The sequence below is a fragment of the Streptomyces sp. NPDC052036 genome (genome assembly GCF_040680495.1).
In the GTDB taxonomy this organism is placed as follows: domain Bacteria; phylum Actinomycetota; class Actinomycetes; order Streptomycetales; family Streptomycetaceae; genus Streptomyces.
Window position 1 is genome coordinate 1 of sequence record NZ_JBFAWW010000013.1, and the last position, 14,921, is coordinate 14,921.

General features: G+C 73.3%; 14 protein-coding genes and 1 pseudogene. 3 read left to right on the forward strand and 12 right to left on the reverse strand.

Going from position 1 to position 14,921, the window contains the following annotated elements; translation table 11 throughout:
- The 3 genes from AB0L95_RS19290 to AB0L95_RS19300 all read right to left on the reverse strand — a co-directional run.
- Positions 1-700 (reverse strand): DUF4158 domain-containing protein (locus AB0L95_RS19290; RefSeq protein WP_365162874.1); only part of this gene is annotated, 700 nt, incomplete at its 3' end.
- Between the two features lie 401 nt (positions 701-1,101).
- Positions 1,102-1,512: a VOC family protein gene (locus tag AB0L95_RS19295; RefSeq protein ID WP_365162875.1), complete on the reverse strand. Its 411-nt coding sequence runs from the start codon at positions 1,510-1,512 to the stop codon at positions 1,102-1,104.
- Positions 1,513-1,648: 136 nt separating this feature from the next.
- A complete protein-coding gene (locus AB0L95_RS19300) occupies positions 1,649-2,254 on the reverse strand; it encodes a TetR/AcrR family transcriptional regulator (RefSeq protein WP_365162876.1) in 606 nt (201 codons plus the stop codon).
- Positions 2,255-2,370: 116 nt separating this feature from the next.
- Between AB0L95_RS19300 and AB0L95_RS19305 the strand changes: the two genes are divergently transcribed.
- Positions 2,371-3,291 (forward strand): NAD(P)-dependent oxidoreductase, encoded by a 921-nt coding sequence (locus AB0L95_RS19305; RefSeq protein WP_365162877.1) that lies wholly within the window; start codon positions 2,371-2,373, stop codon positions 3,289-3,291.
- Positions 3,292-3,512: 221 nt separating this feature from the next.
- On the opposite strand, the gene AB0L95_RS19310 is transcribed toward AB0L95_RS19305, so the two are convergent.
- A complete protein-coding gene (locus AB0L95_RS19310; RefSeq protein WP_365162878.1) occupies positions 3,513-3,950 on the reverse strand; it encodes a PPOX class F420-dependent oxidoreductase in 438 nt (145 codons plus the stop codon).
- A gap of 159 nt (positions 3,951-4,109) precedes the next feature.
- Here AB0L95_RS19310 and AB0L95_RS19315 point away from each other — a divergent pair, with 159 nt between their 5' ends.
- On the forward strand, positions 4,110-5,336 hold the full coding sequence (locus AB0L95_RS19315) for a serine hydrolase domain-containing protein (protein ID WP_365162879.1): 1,227 nt from the start codon (positions 4,110-4,112) through the stop codon (positions 5,334-5,336).
- 78 nt (positions 5,337-5,414) lie between these two features.
- On the opposite strand, the gene AB0L95_RS19320 is transcribed toward AB0L95_RS19315, so the two are convergent.
- The 5 genes from AB0L95_RS19320 to ribA form a co-directional block, all read right to left on the reverse strand.
- Positions 5,415-6,569, reverse strand: a complete 1,155-nt coding sequence (locus AB0L95_RS19320; RefSeq protein ID WP_365163130.1) for a saccharopine dehydrogenase family protein — start codon at positions 6,567-6,569, stop codon at positions 5,415-5,417.
- A 4-nt stretch (positions 6,570-6,573) separates the two neighbouring features.
- Positions 6,574-7,629 (reverse strand): saccharopine dehydrogenase, encoded by a 1,056-nt coding sequence (locus tag AB0L95_RS19325; RefSeq protein WP_365162880.1) that lies wholly within the window; start codon positions 7,627-7,629, stop codon positions 6,574-6,576.
- On the reverse strand, positions 7,626-8,771 hold the full coding sequence (locus AB0L95_RS19330) for an FAD-binding oxidoreductase (protein ID WP_365162881.1): 1,146 nt from the start codon (positions 8,769-8,771) through the stop codon (positions 7,626-7,628). The genes AB0L95_RS19325 and AB0L95_RS19330 overlap by 4 nt, the downstream gene beginning before the upstream one ends.
- Positions 8,768-9,745: an ornithine cyclodeaminase family protein gene (locus AB0L95_RS19335; RefSeq protein WP_365162882.1), complete on the reverse strand. Its 978-nt coding sequence runs from the start codon at positions 9,743-9,745 to the stop codon at positions 8,768-8,770. Before AB0L95_RS19335 ends, AB0L95_RS19330 begins: the two co-directional genes overlap by 4 nt.
- Positions 9,746-9,895: 150 nt before the next feature.
- Entirely contained in the window at positions 9,896-10,585 is a 690-nt protein-coding gene (ribA, locus tag AB0L95_RS19340; protein ID WP_365162883.1) for a GTP cyclohydrolase II, read from the reverse strand.
- An 86-nt stretch (positions 10,586-10,671) separates the two neighbouring features.
- Between ribA and AB0L95_RS19345 the strand changes: the two genes are divergently transcribed.
- Positions 10,672-11,502, forward strand: a complete 831-nt coding sequence (locus AB0L95_RS19345; protein WP_365162884.1) for a creatininase family protein — start codon at positions 10,672-10,674, stop codon at positions 11,500-11,502.
- Between the two features lie 263 nt (positions 11,503-11,765).
- Here AB0L95_RS19345 and AB0L95_RS19350 read toward each other — a convergent pair.
- From AB0L95_RS19350 to AB0L95_RS19360, 3 genes and pseudogenes are all read right to left on the reverse strand, one after another.
- Positions 11,766-12,794: pseudogene (locus AB0L95_RS19350) on the reverse strand (lysylphosphatidylglycerol synthase transmembrane domain-containing protein); the annotation flags it as partial.
- On the reverse strand, positions 12,791-13,723 hold the full coding sequence (locus AB0L95_RS19355) for a class I SAM-dependent methyltransferase (protein WP_365162885.1): 933 nt from the start codon (positions 13,721-13,723) through the stop codon (positions 12,791-12,793). The gene AB0L95_RS19355 and the pseudogene AB0L95_RS19350, both read right to left, overlap by 4 nt.
- On the reverse strand, positions 13,720-14,919 hold the full coding sequence (locus tag AB0L95_RS19360; protein WP_365163132.1) for a glycosyltransferase family 4 protein: 1,200 nt from the start codon (positions 14,917-14,919) through the stop codon (positions 13,720-13,722). Before AB0L95_RS19360 ends, AB0L95_RS19355 begins: the two co-directional genes overlap by 4 nt.
- Between the last annotated feature and the right edge of the window lie 2 nt (positions 14,920-14,921).

Sequence of the window (14,921 nt, forward strand, 5' to 3'; positions counted from 1 at the left end):
GCCGGCACCCGCGCGGCGACCTCGCGGTAGGTGCCGTCCAGCAGCGCGGCCCGAGCCGCCAGGTGCTCCCCCGCCCCGGCGGGCAGGTTGAGCGAGGCGAGCACGGTGGGCTTGGCCTGCTCCCACGCTTCCCCGTGCTCAGCAGCCCGTAGAGGGTGTCCCACAGCCGCTGGTTCGCCGCCTCCCTCACCGCGGCCACCAGCCGGGCCAGCGTCGTCACCCCGGGCAGCAGCACCCGCCGCTCACGCAGCCACCCCGCCGCCGCGTCGAACAGCGCCTTCGGGCCCTCCCCGGTCGTCCACGCCCGCGCATCCACCCACGCCCGCAGCTCCGCCTCCGACTCGGCGAACTCCGTGTACTCCAGGACCCGCCGCAGCTCACGGACGTGATCAAGCCGGGTGTTCTCCCGCTCGCCGTACGCCTTCAACGCCGACGCGTCCGCGACGCCCAACTGCTCGGCGAGGTAGTCGACCACCCCCGCCGGCACGTCCGTCGGATCGTCCAGGAACACCCCAAGGAACCGCACCGTGGTCATCTGCACCGCGAACCCGAGCCGGTTGTGGGCCCGCCGCTTCGGCTCGATCAACGCCCGGTCCACGTCATCCAGGAAGAAGAACCGCTCCAACTCCGTACGGGACGGCGCCCCGTCGTACGCCGCATACTTCGCGGCTTGCTCATCCGTCAGAAACTCGACCGGCACCCCGGACCTCCAGACAGTCAGTGATCAACACGACTACCGAAGGCTCCGCCCCCGCCGAACCCCAGGTCAAAGCGCTCTCCAGCCCTCCAGAGGCTTAGCGCCGGTTTTCGTTCCGATGTTCCTCAACCCCCGATCCAGGCGGGCGCATCGCTGATGGCGTCCAGCATGTACTGCAGTGCGGGCCGCAGGCGCCTGGCGGGAGCGCGGCGGCGGGCCGCAGCGGGTGCGGGGGCACGGCGGGCGAGGTCGTACAGGTACTGGCGTTCGCCGTCGTCGAGGTGCAGGACACGCGCAAGTCCGGTGTCGATCGCGGGAAGCCCGAGCGGGGGCTGGGCATCGGCGCGGTGGGCGGATACACCGCCGGGGTCGCACCGCGGCCGGACGACCGGGCATAGCGGGACCTATCCGTTGGACCAGCCGCGTCGGCAGAGCACCAGCCGGTAGCTGTCGGGGTCCTCGATCGTGACGCCCCACTCGTTCCAGTACGGGTTGGGCGAGAGCACCCGTCTGCCGCCGTACTCCTCCAGCCGGGCGACCAGTTCGTCGGGGACCGGCTCGTCGAGGTAGAGGACGACGAGGTCCTCCTCGGTGGGTCGGGGTTCGACCGGTCGGCCGGCCTCGTGGACGAGTTCCAGGTGCCAGCCGGCCTCGGGCAGGCCGAGCATGAGCAGGTCGTGCTCACCCCGCTCCGGGCCCGCCTCGGCCCGGTACACCACCGACAGCCCGAGCCCCTCGGCCCAGAACCGCTCGGCCGCGGCCAGATCCCGGGAGGGACGGGCGATCCTGAGGTGACTGCGGGCGTCGAAGGGCACGACGGTTCTCCTCACGGGGATACGAACGGCGGGTCGCGGGGGTGGGCACCGCGAGCGGGCCCCTTCGTCAGCCTAGGAGCGCGGTGATCGCCGGGCCATCGGCCATGCGTCCTGCGTCGCAGGGCGTAGGACCACGTCAGCCGCCCGGTACCGGCCCTGCGACGCTCGCGTCGAGGAGGGGCCCCAGTTCCCTTACGACGGTCGTCAGGGCGCGTACGTCCCGTTCGGTCCGGGCGATCAGGAGGGCCCCTTCCAGCGCGCTGATCATGAGCGTGGCGAGCGGCTCGGTCCGGTCCGCCGGGACGCCCATGTCCGCGAGGGCGTCGGCCACCGGGCGGATCCAGCGGGCGAACGCCGCCGCGGCCGCCGTCCGTGTGGAGTCGGCGGTCTGAGCGCAGTCCACGGCCGCCGCGGCGACGGGGCAGCCCCCCGCGAACCCCGACGACGCGTACTCCTCCGTCCACTGCCGCACCATCGCGGCGAACAGCGCGCTCGGCGTCGGCTCGGGCAACTGGGCGAGGAAGCGCCCGACTCGCCCGGCCGCGTACCGGCCCGCCCAGTCCACGGCCTCGTTGACGAGCTGCTCCTTGCCGCCGGGGAAGTAGTGCTGGAGCGAGCCGCGCGGAGCCCCCGCATGGGCGGCGACGTCGCGCATACCGGTCGCCGTGACGCCGTCGCGCCGGATCAACTGGGCCGCGCTGAAGACCATCCGCTCCCGCGGCCCGCGCTCGGACGCCGCCATCGTCGACCTCCCGGGCTGGACACCGTGTTTCCCGCTCACCCTATGACCGGCGTCATAAACCTGGCTACTATGACCGCCGTCATAGGCCGGGGGTCCGGAGCGGAAGGCGGTCCATCGTGTACATCGGCTTCATCGGTCTCGGGGTCATGGGGCAGCCCATGGCGCTGCGCCTGGCTCGGTCCGGCACTCCCCTGGTGGTGTGGAACCGCACCCCCGCGCGCACCGAGCCGCTGCGCGTGGCCGGAGCCGAGGTGGCGGCGGGCCCCGACGAGGTGTTCGCGCGGGCGGAGGTCGTGATCCTCATGCTCGCCGACGACCTCGCGATCGACACCACCCTGGGCCGCGGCACCCCGGACTTCGCCGCGCGCGTCGCCGACCGCGTCGTCGTGCACATGGGCACGACCTCGCCCGGGTACTCACGGGACCTGGAGGCCGAGGTACGGGCCGCGGGCGGGCGCTATGTGGAGGCGCCCGTCTCCGGGTCGCGGGTCCCGGCGGAGAACGGGCAGCTGGTGGCGATGCTGGCCGGGGACACGGCGGCGGTGGACGTCGTACGGCCGCTGCTCGCGCCCATGTGCCGCGAGACGTTCCTCTGCGGCGCGGCGCCGAACGCCCTGGTGATGAAGCTGTCGGTCAATCTGTTCCTGATCACCCTCGTGACCGGTCTGTCGGAGGCCTATCACTTCGCCGACCGGCACGGTCTGGACCGCAAGCTCTTCCTGGACGTCCTGGACGCGGGGCCCATGGCCAGCGCGGTCTCCCGGATGAAGGCGCCCAAGCTGCTGGCCCGCGACTTCGCCGTGCAGGCGGCGGCCCATGACGTCCTGAAGAACAACCGGCTGGTCGCCGAGGCCGCCCGTGCGGCCGGACTCGCCTCACCGCTCCTCGACGTCTGCCACACCCTGTTCGACGAGACCGTGACGCTGGGGCACGGGTCCGAGGACATGGTGGCCGTCCTGCGGGCGATCGAGGCCCGCACCGAGGACGGTTCCCTCGGATCCGGGCCCCTGGGCGGCGGCCTGGACAGTTCCGTCTAGTGCTGTGGCCGGAGAGGTCTGCCGGGAAGCTCGCGGCGTCCGGTACTGGGGGTGCCCCCACGCCTTTCCGGCAGTGGGGGAGCATCGCAAGGCGGAGCGCCGCCCGCGTACTGGATGTACGCGGGTGATTGCGACAACGCGGCGAGGCGCCGTGCCTGGGGGCACCTCCCAGCCACCAGGCGGGGGGAGCCGCGAGCCGGTGAACCTTTCCGGTCGCAGCACTAGCTTCGGGGAATGCCGTAGGCCCGCTCGACGCGCAGTCGCAGGACCAGGCGGCGGTCGCGGACCATGGCGGCGCGGTAGTCGTCCCAGTCGGGGTGCTCGCCGACGACGTCGCGGTAGAGCCGTACCAGCTCCTCCACCGTCCGGTCGTACGGGTCCAGCGCGACCGGCGACAGCTCGGCGGTGCCCTCGGCGACCGTGTACGCCCACCGGTCGGGGCTGGTCACGTGGTACGAGGCCCGGGGGTCCCGGCGCAGATTGCGGGTCTTGACGCGGTCGTCCGTGAGCGAGACCCGGATGATGTGTTCCTCGGGATCGTAGGCGTGGCTGACGTTCGACAGCTGGGGCCGGCCGTCGCGCTTGAGGGTGACCAGCACCCCGCCGTGACCTTCGGAGAGCAGCGCGAGCAGCGCGTTCTGCGTGGCGTCCTGAGTCATACCCGCGTCAACCGCCCCGACCGAGCGGCGCATTCCCCGGTGCACACCCCGCCGTGATCCGGATCGCAGCGGCCCGGGGATCGGTCCGGATCCGCGTAGGGCCGTGACATGTTGGAGCCGGAAACCCGGGACGGCACCGGGACGGACCGGAGGAGAACGATGGGACAGCTGCGTCAAGAGGTGGAGCCGGGAGAGGTCGGTCTCGACCCGAAGGCGCTGGCCCGCCTCGACCAGCACTTCGCGCACCAGGTCGACGCCGGGAGGCTGCCCGGCTTCCTGGTGGCCGTCTCACGGCACGGCCGCACGGCGCACCTCACCCTGTACGGGCACCGCGATGTGCGGGAGGGGCTCCCGGTCGAGACGGACACGCTGTGGCGGATGTACTCGATGACCAAGCCGGTCACCTCGGTCGCCGCGCTGATCCTCATGGAGGAGGGCCGTTTCGGGCTCGACACGCCCGTCGCGGACTTCCTGCCGGCCTTCGCCGAGCCGCGGGTCCACGTCGACGGCTCCGGCGCGGATCTGCGGACCCGCCCGGCCGAGCGGCCCATCCTGGTCCGCCATCTGCTCACCCACACGGCGGGGCTGACGTTCGGCTTCTACCACGCGCATCCCGTGGACGCCCTGTACCGGGAGGCGGGCATCGAGTCGTCCGTGGTGCCCGGCACGGATCTCGCCGAGACCTGTGAGGCATACGCCCGACTGCCCCTGCAGTTCGAGCCGGGCACCCAGTGGAACTACTCGGTGGCGACCAATGTGCTCGGCCGGCTCGTGGAGGTGGCCTCGGGCCGGGACCTGGCCGCCTTTCTGACGGAGCGGGTCTTCGCCCCGCTGGGCATGGTGGACGCGGGCCTGTGGGTCACCGAGGAGCAGGCGCCACGGCTCGCGGAGCTGTACGGCGAGACGCAGCAGGGCGGGATCACCCCGGTGCCGGGCCTGCCCGTGCACGGCCGGCCGCGGCTGCTCTCCGGCAGCGGTGGCATGGTCGCGTCGGCACACGACTACCACCGTTTCATGGAGTTCCTCCGCCGCCGCGGTGAACTGGACGGCACCCGTCTGCTGAGCGCCGAGACGGTCGCCGCGATGACCTCCAACCATCTCCCCGATGGCGCCGACCTGCACTCCTACGGCAGTCCGGTGCATCGCGAACCCGGCAAGTCGGGCCTCGGGTTCGGGCTCGGCGTCTCCGTCGTCACGGATCCCGCGGCCACCCGGTCGCCCACGGTCCGGGGCTCGTTCGGCTGGAGCGGGGTGGCCACCACGACGTTCTGGGTCGACACGGAGCACGACCTGACGGTCCAGTTCCTGACCCAGCTGCGCCCGACGGGCTCGCACACGGTCTACCCGGAGCTGAAGCGGCTGGTGCACGAGGCGTTGACGGACTGACCGCGCTCGGCGCCCGCCCGGCCGAGTCGAGGGGCGGCGATCCGGCCGCCCCTCCCCCGGGGCTTGACGCCCCGCTGCTCACGCGCTGGTCGTCAGGCTGAACTCCAGCCCCTCCCCGGCCAGTTCCGCGAGCCACTCCTCGGACCGCCGGGCCGTCTCGGCCGCCCGGTTGAGCCCCGCCGGCAGGGCGTCGGCGAGGACCTGGCGCACGCCCAGGGCCAGCGGGCGGGAGACACAGCGAGCCATCGCGCTCTCCTCCTTCGTCCCCTCAAGGTCCAGCAGGTAGCGGCCCGACCAGGTCACGCGCGAGCCGGCCCGTACCTCCAGGGACACGGCGAGGACGACCCGGTCGCGGTCCTCGTCCGTCGTGGGGTAGGTGGCAGCGAGTTCGCCGGCCAGGGCCGCGATCGCCGCGTCGTCGCCCGCCTTCAGCTCCTCGAACACCCGGTCCCAGGCGCGCAGCCAGCCGTCCAGGCGCAGGGTGCCGCGGACGAAGGTCACCGGCTTCCAGGCGGGCGGCAGACCGTACTGGGCGACGAAGGGCACGCTGTCGCGGTTCGGGTAGACCTCGAAGGTCTCGCCGTCGATGACATGGGGGCGGGTCGCCTCCCAGGGCCGGGCCGCGGTGGTCTCGGCGCCGTCCTCGATATAACGCGCCGGTGAGCGCAGCGCGTTGAGGACGCCGACGGGCGCCCAGCTGAAGCGGTACCGGAAGTCGTTCGGGACCGCCGGGATGCCGCCGCAGTACGAGGTGAGGCTCACCTCCGCGGGGGTGCCGGGGCCGATCTCCTCCTGGGCGCGGGCGATCAGGCTGTGCGCGAAGAGGTGGTCGATGCCCGGGTCCAGGCCCGCCTCGGTCAGCACCACGAGCCCGGCCGCGGCGGCCTCGGGCACCAGGTCGAGGACCGCGTCGGAGACATAGCTGGAGCAGGCGAAGTGGGCCCGCCGTTCGACGCAGACCCGTAGCAGGGCCGCGTGTTCGGGTGCCGGGAGCATGGAGACGACCACATCGCCCGGCGTCAGCTCCGCCGCCAGCGCGGGCAGGGTGAACGCACGCGGTTCGGCACGTCCCGCGAGGCCCAGCCCGGCCAGGGCCTGCGCGGCGCGCTCCTCGGTCCGGTGCCACAGCCGGACCCGTGCGGCGGTGTCGCAGACCGCCGCGAGCCCGCTGCCCGTGGACAGGCCCGCGCCGATCCAGTGCACCGTGCCGCTTGCCGGGACAGCTGCCTCCATGGGTTCAGACATCGATCGACTCCCCTTCCCCGGACCGGAGTCCCCGGACCGCCGTGTCGAAACGTTCCCGGCAGCGCCCCCAGGCGCCGCCCACCTCGAAGTCCGCCAGCAGCGGGGTCAGCGCCGCCGAGAAGTCCGTGCTCGCCTCCAGTGGCAGCAGGGACGGCAGGTTGTCGATCGCGATGAGGTCGAGGACGGGCTCCTCGCGCAGCCTGCGTACCGGGTGCTCCCAGTCGGTCGGGGTGTCGTAGACGGGCAGGAGGTTCAGCGGCGACCCCACGTCGGCCGTCACGTCGCACACGGTGCGCAGCCCGCGGCCGGGTTCGTCGAGGTCCTTGTCCGTCAGGAACGGGGGCACCGGGCTCGTGGTGAGCACGGTGTTGACCATCAGCTCGTGGTCCAGCAGGGCCGGGCGGTCCAGATCGCGGGTCTCGGCCAGGTCCCAGCAGGTGGGGTCGACCCCGGCCGCCGCCAGGGCGGTCCTCGCGCCGCGCCCGCTGCGCCCCAGCGCGCCGATCACCAGGGCCCGCGCCTCGCCCGCGACCGCGCGCAGCCGCTCGTCCAGTTCCTCCTTCGAGGTGGGCCGCAGCGGGGCGGTCAGCCGGTCGCGATGGTGCAGCAGGGTGAGCGCGGCGCCCACGTAACCGGCCCAGAACCCGAACGCCACAAGCCGGCGCCCGGTGTCGTCCACCAAGTACTCCAGGTCGAGCAGTGTTCCGCCGCCCGCGCGAAAGCGGCGCAGCAGGGCCGCGGCGCCGGGCTGGCCCTTGTAGGCGTGCCCGAAGAAGACATGCCGATGGATCAGTTCCGACGGCTGGTCAGGAAGTTCCTTGAGGCCGAGGATCACCGCGTCCCGCGGCGCCGTCACCCAGGACCCGGGCGCGGCGAGGCGGCAGCCCACCGCCTCGTACTGCCCGGCCGGGAAGACCCGCTGCGGTGAGTCCTCGATCGTGACGGTCACTCCCGCGTCGATGAGCCGTCGGGCGTCGGACGGTACGAGGGGGGTGCGTCGCTCGGTGGTGCGGGTCTCGTGGCGGAGCCACAGATGGAGTGCGGTCATACGAGGTTGACCTCCGGGCGCGGGGCGTCGGCGGCGAACCGATCGACGCTCAGGGGGCTGATGTCGACGAAGGGTACGCGGCCGAGGTAGAGATCCCTCAGGACCTCGCCGACGGCCGGCCCCTGGAGGAAGCCATGGCCGGAGAACCCGGTGGCGTAGAGGAAGCGGGAGGGTGAACTCGCCTCGCCGATCAGCGCGTTGTGGTCGGGGGTGATCTCGTACAGGCCCGCCCAGCCGCCGGTGCGGCGCAGGTCGAGCAGCGCGGGCGCCCGCTGCTCCATCGCCGCGCACAACCCCGGGATCCAGCGGTCGTGGGTCTCGGTGGCGAAGCCGGGCCGCTCGTCGGGGTCGGACATGCCGACGAGGAGTCCCGGGCCCTCGGTGTGGAAGTAGAAGCTGGTGGTGAAGTCGATGGTCATGGGCAGTCCGGGCGGCAGGTCCGGTACGGCCTCGGTGACGGCGATCTGCCGGCGCAGTGGCTCCACCGGCAGCTCCACGCCCGCCATGGCGCCGACGGCCCGTGACCAGGCGCCCGCCGCGCAGATCACGGTGTCGGTCTCGATACGGCCCCGCTCGGTGACCACGGCGGTGATGGTGTCGCCGTGCAGTTCGATGCCGGTGGCCGCGCAGTGCCGCAGGATCCTCGCGCCGTGCCGGCGGGCCCCCGCCGCATAGCCGTGCACCACCGACTCGGGGGTGCAGTGCCCGTCGTCGGGCGAGTACGCGGCGGCCAGCAGCCCGTCCGTGGTGATGACCGGCGACAGCCGCCGCGCCTCGGCCGGGTCGATCATGCGGCTCGGCACACCGAGGGAGTTCTGCAGCCGCACCCCGGCCTCGAAGGAGGCGACCTGCTCGGGGGTGGAGAGCAGGAACAGATAGCCGACCCGGTGGAGCCCGATGTCCTGCCCCGGTTCCTCGGCGAACCGGGCGAACGCCTCCAGGCTGCGCGCCCCGAGCCGGATGTTGAGTTCGTCGGAGAACTGCGCCCGTACGCCGCCGGCGGCCCGGGAGGTGGAGCCGGCGGCGAGTTCGTCGCGCTCGACCAGGACGACGTCGGGGACACCCGCGCGGGCCAGATGGTAGGCGGTGCTGGTGCCCATCACTCCGCCGCCGATGACGACGACACGCGCACGCAGGGTCATCGGCGGGACTCCTTCTCACGGGCGGCGTCGATCACGGCCCAGGCCGCCGCCGCGTCCTGGACGCCCACCCCGACGCTGAGGTGGAGCACGATGTCGTCGGTGCTCCTGCGCGCCTCCAGCCGGCCGGTGACCACACCGCCCAGCGGGATCAGATCCTCCGGGGCGAGCAGCCGGTCGCGCAGCGCGGACACGACCGGACCCGCGTGGTTCCGGGCCGTGTCCGGGTCGTCCACGACCACGGCCGCGGCCCGCCGTACCGTCTCGGGATCGACCTCGCTGCGCGTGGGCTCGAAGGACCCGACGCTGACGACCGTGCATCCGGGGGTGAGCCAGGCGCCGCGCAGGACGGGGGTGCGGCTGAGGGTGCAGACGGCGACCATGGGCAGCCCGGTCACGGCCTCGTGCGCCGTGTCGACCGCCTTGACGGGGATGCCGAGTTCGGCGGCGAGGGCGCGGGCGGCCCCGGCGCGCCGGTCCGGCGTGGGGCTCCAGATGCGCACGGAGCGCAGCGGGCGTACCCGGGCGACGGCCCGTGCGTGGGCGAGCGCCTGCGTGCCGGCGCCGAGCAGGCCGAGTTCCGTGCTGTCGGCGGTGGCCAGGACATCGAAGGCCACGGCGCCGGCGGCGGCGGTGCGCAGGGTGGTCACCGCGGTGCCGTCCAGGATGGCGACCAACTGTCCCGTCACCGGGTCGAGGGCGTTGATCACCGCATGGACCGTCGGCAGCCCGGCGGCCGCGTTGCCCGGGTTCACACTGCCGAACTTGGCGACGGGCCCGGTGTCCGCGGAGAGGCGGGCGACGTAGGCGAAGACGACGCCGTCGTCGTGGCGGCTGGGGTGCATGATCTTGCCGGGGAGTTCGGCGGTGCCGTCCCCGAGCGCGCTGAAGGCCGCGCGCTGGCAGCGGATCGCCCGGTCGGTGTCCAGCAGTTGATGGATCTGCTCGCTGCTCAGGCGTAAGACGTCGTCGGTCATTCCTTGATTGTTTCCGGGATCCGCGCCGACGTCACCAGGGCGTCAGGATCGGTGGCCCACCGGGGTGCCGGGTGGGCCACCGCAGGTGCAGACTGCGCCGCCCGGTGTGCGGGCGCGGCGGCCGGCGCCGGGCGGCCGCCGCGCACCCGCTCACGAGGAGTGCACCACCGCGTCGAGGTGCGGCAGGTAGTGGTCGAGCCGTTCCCGCTTGGTGCGCAGATACGTGATGTTGTTCTCGCACGGCGGTATCAGCAGCGACACCTGCTCGTCGATCTTGATGCCGTGCTTGAGGAGCGCCTCCCGCTTGCGCGGGTTGTTGGAGAGGAGCCGCACGGACCGGACACCGAGGTCGTGCAGGATCTCCGCCGCGACCCGGTAGTCCCGCGCGTCCACCGGCAGACCGAGAGCGAGGTTCGCCTCCACCGTGTCCAGGCCCTCCGCCTGTAGCTTCATCGCGCGCAGTTTGGCGAGCAGGCCGATCCCGCGACCCTCGTGGCCGCGCAGATAGACGAGGATGCCGCGTCCGGCGGCCACGATCTCGCGCAGCGCGGTGGAGAGTTGGGGCCCGCACTCGCAGTGCGTCGAGCCGAAGGCGTCCCCCGTCAGGCACTCCGAATGGAGGCGGACGAGCATGCCCTCTTCCTTGATGTCGCCGTACACCAGGGCGACTTGTTCGTCACCGCGGTCGTGATCGAGGTAGCCGACGGCCTGGAAATCACCGTACTTGGTCGGCAGGGGGGCATTCACGACGCGGGTGACCCCGGAGGAGGGACCATTCACCACTCGGGGGACTCCCGAGAGGTGGGCATTGCCGCCGAGCACCCCATCGATGTCTGTCATGATCTATTCCTATCTGTAAGCGCAGGCGGTACGAGACGAAAGGCCGTGGAACCATGAGCGGTTCGGGGAATACGGGAACTTCTGGGATGCGGTCGGCGGATGACGCGGGTGTTGCCGGGCGGACGCCGGGGCGCGGCGCGGATGTGCTGCCGTCGGACACCTCGCGGGACGTACGGGTCCGGGCGGAGGGTGTGAGCCGCCAGGTCGCCGTGCTTCCCGTGGGCAGCTTCGAACAGCACGGTCCCTATCTGCCGCTGGCGACGGACACGCTGGTCGCGTGTGCGATCGCGCGCGAGGTCGCCGCCGCATATCCGGTTCACCTCCTTCCTCCGGTGACGATCTCCTGTTCGCACGAGCACGCGGACTGGCCGGGAACCGTGAGCATTTCCTCGGTCACCCTCCACGCGGTGGTACGGGACATCGCCGCATCGCTGCGCCGCTCGGGCGTCGAGGCCCTGGTTCTGGTCAACGGCCACGGCGGGAATTACGTCCTCGGCAATGTCGTCCAGGAATCCGCGGACAGCGGTGTCCGGATGGCGCTTTTCCCGGCCCCGGAGGACTGGGAAGCGGCCCGGGAACGGGCCGGTGTGCGCACCTCGTTGCTCAGCGACATGCATGCCGGGGAAATCGAGACCTCCATTCTTCTGCACTGCCGTCCCGAATTGGTCAGGCCCGGTTACGAGACGACGGATTTCATCGCCGACGACCGCAGGCATCTCCTTACCCTCGGCATGTCGGCCTATACGGAATCCGGTGTCATCGGGCGTCCTTCGCTGGGTTCCGCCGAGAAGGGGAAGCACTTGCTCGCGGCGCTCGCCGACTCCTTCGCGCCGTACTTCTCCTTGGTCGCCTCGGAGGAGTCCGCCGCGAGCGGCCTGACCGGAGCCACGGCTCCCGAGGGCACGCAGCGATCCTGACGCCGCGTCAGCAACGAGCGCCGCGACCCGGGGGGTGAGCGCGGATAGGGAGCGTAGGGCACAAGGGCACGGAGCGCGTGGGGGGAACGCTCCGGGCCCCGTGCGGGGGGCTCCTTCGACGCCTCCGACGGGCCCACCACGTCGGCGGACTCGGCCGGCTCCACCGGCTCGGCCCTCCCGGCGGACTCCGCGTTCGTCGTCGCGCGCGGGCTCCGCAGTCCCGCGTACCACCGGGCGAGGAGTACGACGATCCCGGGCAGGCTCGCGACGAAGCTGAGGACGCCGTACACCACCGCGACGCCGAGCCCCATGTTCGCGCCGAGGCCCGCCGCGCCGAACGCCCAGGCGGTGACGCCCTCGCGGGGGCCCCAGCCGCCCACGTTCAGCGGCAGCCCCATGGCGATGAGGGCGAGCAGGGCCAGGGGCAGCAGCGTGGCCGGGGACGCGTGCGACCCGGCGGCGCGCGCGGCCACGAGGAACATCAGCAGATGCCCGGCGAGCACGACCACCGACGAGAGCAGCACCGCGGGCCAACTGCCCCGGGCCAGCAGCGCGGTCCGCGCCTCGGCGAGCGTGGCCCTGAGCGCGCGGGACCGCGGCGAGGGCCGGCCCGCCCGGCCCATCCGGCCCATCCGCGACGCCGCCACCACGGCGAGCACACCGAGGGTCGCGAGCGCCGACAGCGCGACCCCATGGCGAGCCTGCGTGAGCACCGGCGAGGGGAACGTGAGCAGAACCGGCACACCGACCGCCACAAGGGCCACCTGGCCGGCGGTGCGCTCCAGGACCACGGCGCGCACACCGCGGCCGACGTCCCCGGCGCTCTGCCCGTGCCGCACCGCGCGGTGCACATCGCCGAGCACACCGCCGGGGAGCGCCGCGTTGAGGAACAGCGCGCGGTAGTAGTCGGCGACGGCGGCGCCGAGCGGCAGCCGGATGTCCAGGGCGCGGGCGACACGGCACCAGCGCCAGGCGCTGAACACGGTGGTCAGCACGCCGATCCCGAGCCCCACGAGCAGGGTCGGGACGTCGATCCGCCGCAGCCCGTCGAGGAACACGCCGGTGCCGAGCCGCCACAGGAGCACGCCGAGGATGGCGGCCCCCGCGACCGTGCCGAGATGCGTGCGCAGGGCGCGCGGGAGGGAGCGGCGACGCGCCGACGGCGTCTCGTCCGCGCCCGCCGGGCCGTCACCGGGCACGGCGGGCGCGGCGTCCTGGAGAAGGACCGCGGTGGCCGAGCCCTCCCGGACCCCCTCCCCCGTCCGCCCCGGGGCGAGCGTCCGCGCCGTCATCCCGCCCCTCCCACCGGCCGCGGCAGGACCAGGATGTCGCTGTGGTGCACGACCACGTCCAGCCGGCCCGCCGCGCAGTCGGCCAGACGGTCCTGGAGATACGTCTCCGCACGGTCCGCGATGTCCGGCCGCTGCTCCACGGCCGCACCGACCCAGCCGCGCAGCCATTCCCCGGTCAGTTCCGCCTGCTCGGCACCGAGCCGCCACGGGCTCGGCTGCACGCGTACGCTCGCGCCCAGCCGCTCGAAGACCTCGCAGGCCGCACGGACCGCGTCCGGGCCGAGGAGGTCGCCACGGCGCTGGTGGGCGTCGAAGGCGTCGGCGATCTCCTGGTCCATGGGGTGCGCGGGGGCCAGTTCCACGCGTCCGACGACGGACAGGGTGAGCAGCGCCGGGCAGCCGGCGCCGACGCAGGCCGCGGCGAACGTCTCCAACTCGTCGGCGGTGAGGACGTCGAGCAGCGCGGAGGCGGTCACCAGCGAGGCTCCCGCCAGGGCGTCCGGGGTGAGCCGGCCGATGTCGCCGCGCTGGGTGGTGACGGTGACGCGGCTGCCGTCGGCGGCCGACTTGGGGGCGCCGACCGTGGCGAAGTGCAGCAGATACGGGTCCCGGTCGTGCAGGATCCAGTGCTGGGCGCCGTCGAGGAGGGGGGCGAGCCAGCGGCCCATCGAACCGGTGCCGCAGCCCAGGTCGTGCACCACCAGGTCGGTGGCGCGCCCGGACCGGTGGGCGAGCCGGATCCGCAGCGGGTCGAGCAGTTCGTGCGCCCGGGCCGCCGCGTCCGCGGGTTCGCGCAGCTGCAGCCACTGCGGGGCGTACCGGGGGACTTCGGGCTCGGTGCCGCCGGGTGACGGTATCCCGGAGAGGGCGGCGGGCTCGGCGGCCGTCGGGTGCGCCTGGGGTCCGGGGGGAGTCGTACTCATGCTCATGCCGCCCTCCGGGGTTCGTGGCGCAGCTTGGCAAGGACGCCCGCCAGGCTGCGGGCCGTGGTGGCCCATCCGTCCAGTGCGGCCCGGCGGCCGCGTGCGGCGGCCTTCAGCCGGCGCCGTACGTCCGCCTCGCCGAACCAGCCCCGCAGCTCCGCTGCCAGCGCGGCGGGGTCCTCCGGCGGTACGAGGATGCCGGGCACCCCGCCGTCGGGTGCGCGTCCGACCGCCTCCGGCAGCCCGCCGACGTCGGTGGCGAGGACCGGGATGCCGCGGGCGAGCGCCTCGGTGACGGCCATGCCGTACGTCTCCGCGTACGAGGTCAGGACCATGAGGTCGGCTGCGGCGTAGCTGGCGTCGAGCGCGGCGCCGGACTGCGGTCCGACGAGGTGCAGCCGGTCGCCGAGACCGTGGGCGTCGACGAGGTCGCGCAGCCGGGCGACGTACTCGGGGTCGTTGCCGAGCCCGCCGACGCAGTGGCAGCTCCACGGCAGGTCCTTGACGGTGGCGAGGGCCTCGATCAGCCGGTGCTGGCCCTTGCGCGGGGTGACCGCGGCGACGCACAGCAGCCGTGAGACGCCGTCGGTGCCGGGGGCCAGGGGCGCGATGTCGGCGCCGGGCGCGGCGGCGTGGACGCGTTCGGGGGCGAGTCCGTGGTGGGAGACGAGCCGGCGCACGGCCCAGTCGCTGGTGGCGACGACAGCGGACACCGCCCGCAGGGTGGCGCGCTCCTTGGCGTCGAGTTCGGCCGTGGTCGCCGGGTCGAGGCCCGTCTCGTCCCCGAGCGGCAGATGCACGAGGACGGCGAGGCAGAGGCGTTCGGCCTCGGGGGTGATGATCTCGGGGACACCGCAGGCGACCAGGCCGTCCAGCAGGACGACCGTGCCGTCGGGCAGGTCCCGCAGCGTACGGGCGAGTTCCGCGCGGGCGGCGGCCCCGGGCCGGGGCCAGGTGCCGTCGACGGTGTGCTGCTGGACCTGCCAGCCGAAGCCGGGCAGGTCCAGACAGATGCGGCGGTCGTAGGCGTTGCCGCCGCTGGGGGTGGCCGGGTCGTCGACGCCGCCCGGCATGACGAAGTGCACGGTGCGCAGGGACATGGGGATGATGTCGGCGTTCTTCAGGGCCGTGTTCTGCACGGGCACGTAGTTCAACCGGCTCTGGGGCGTGCGGCCGCGGGAGTCCGGGGACGCGTGGTCGATGG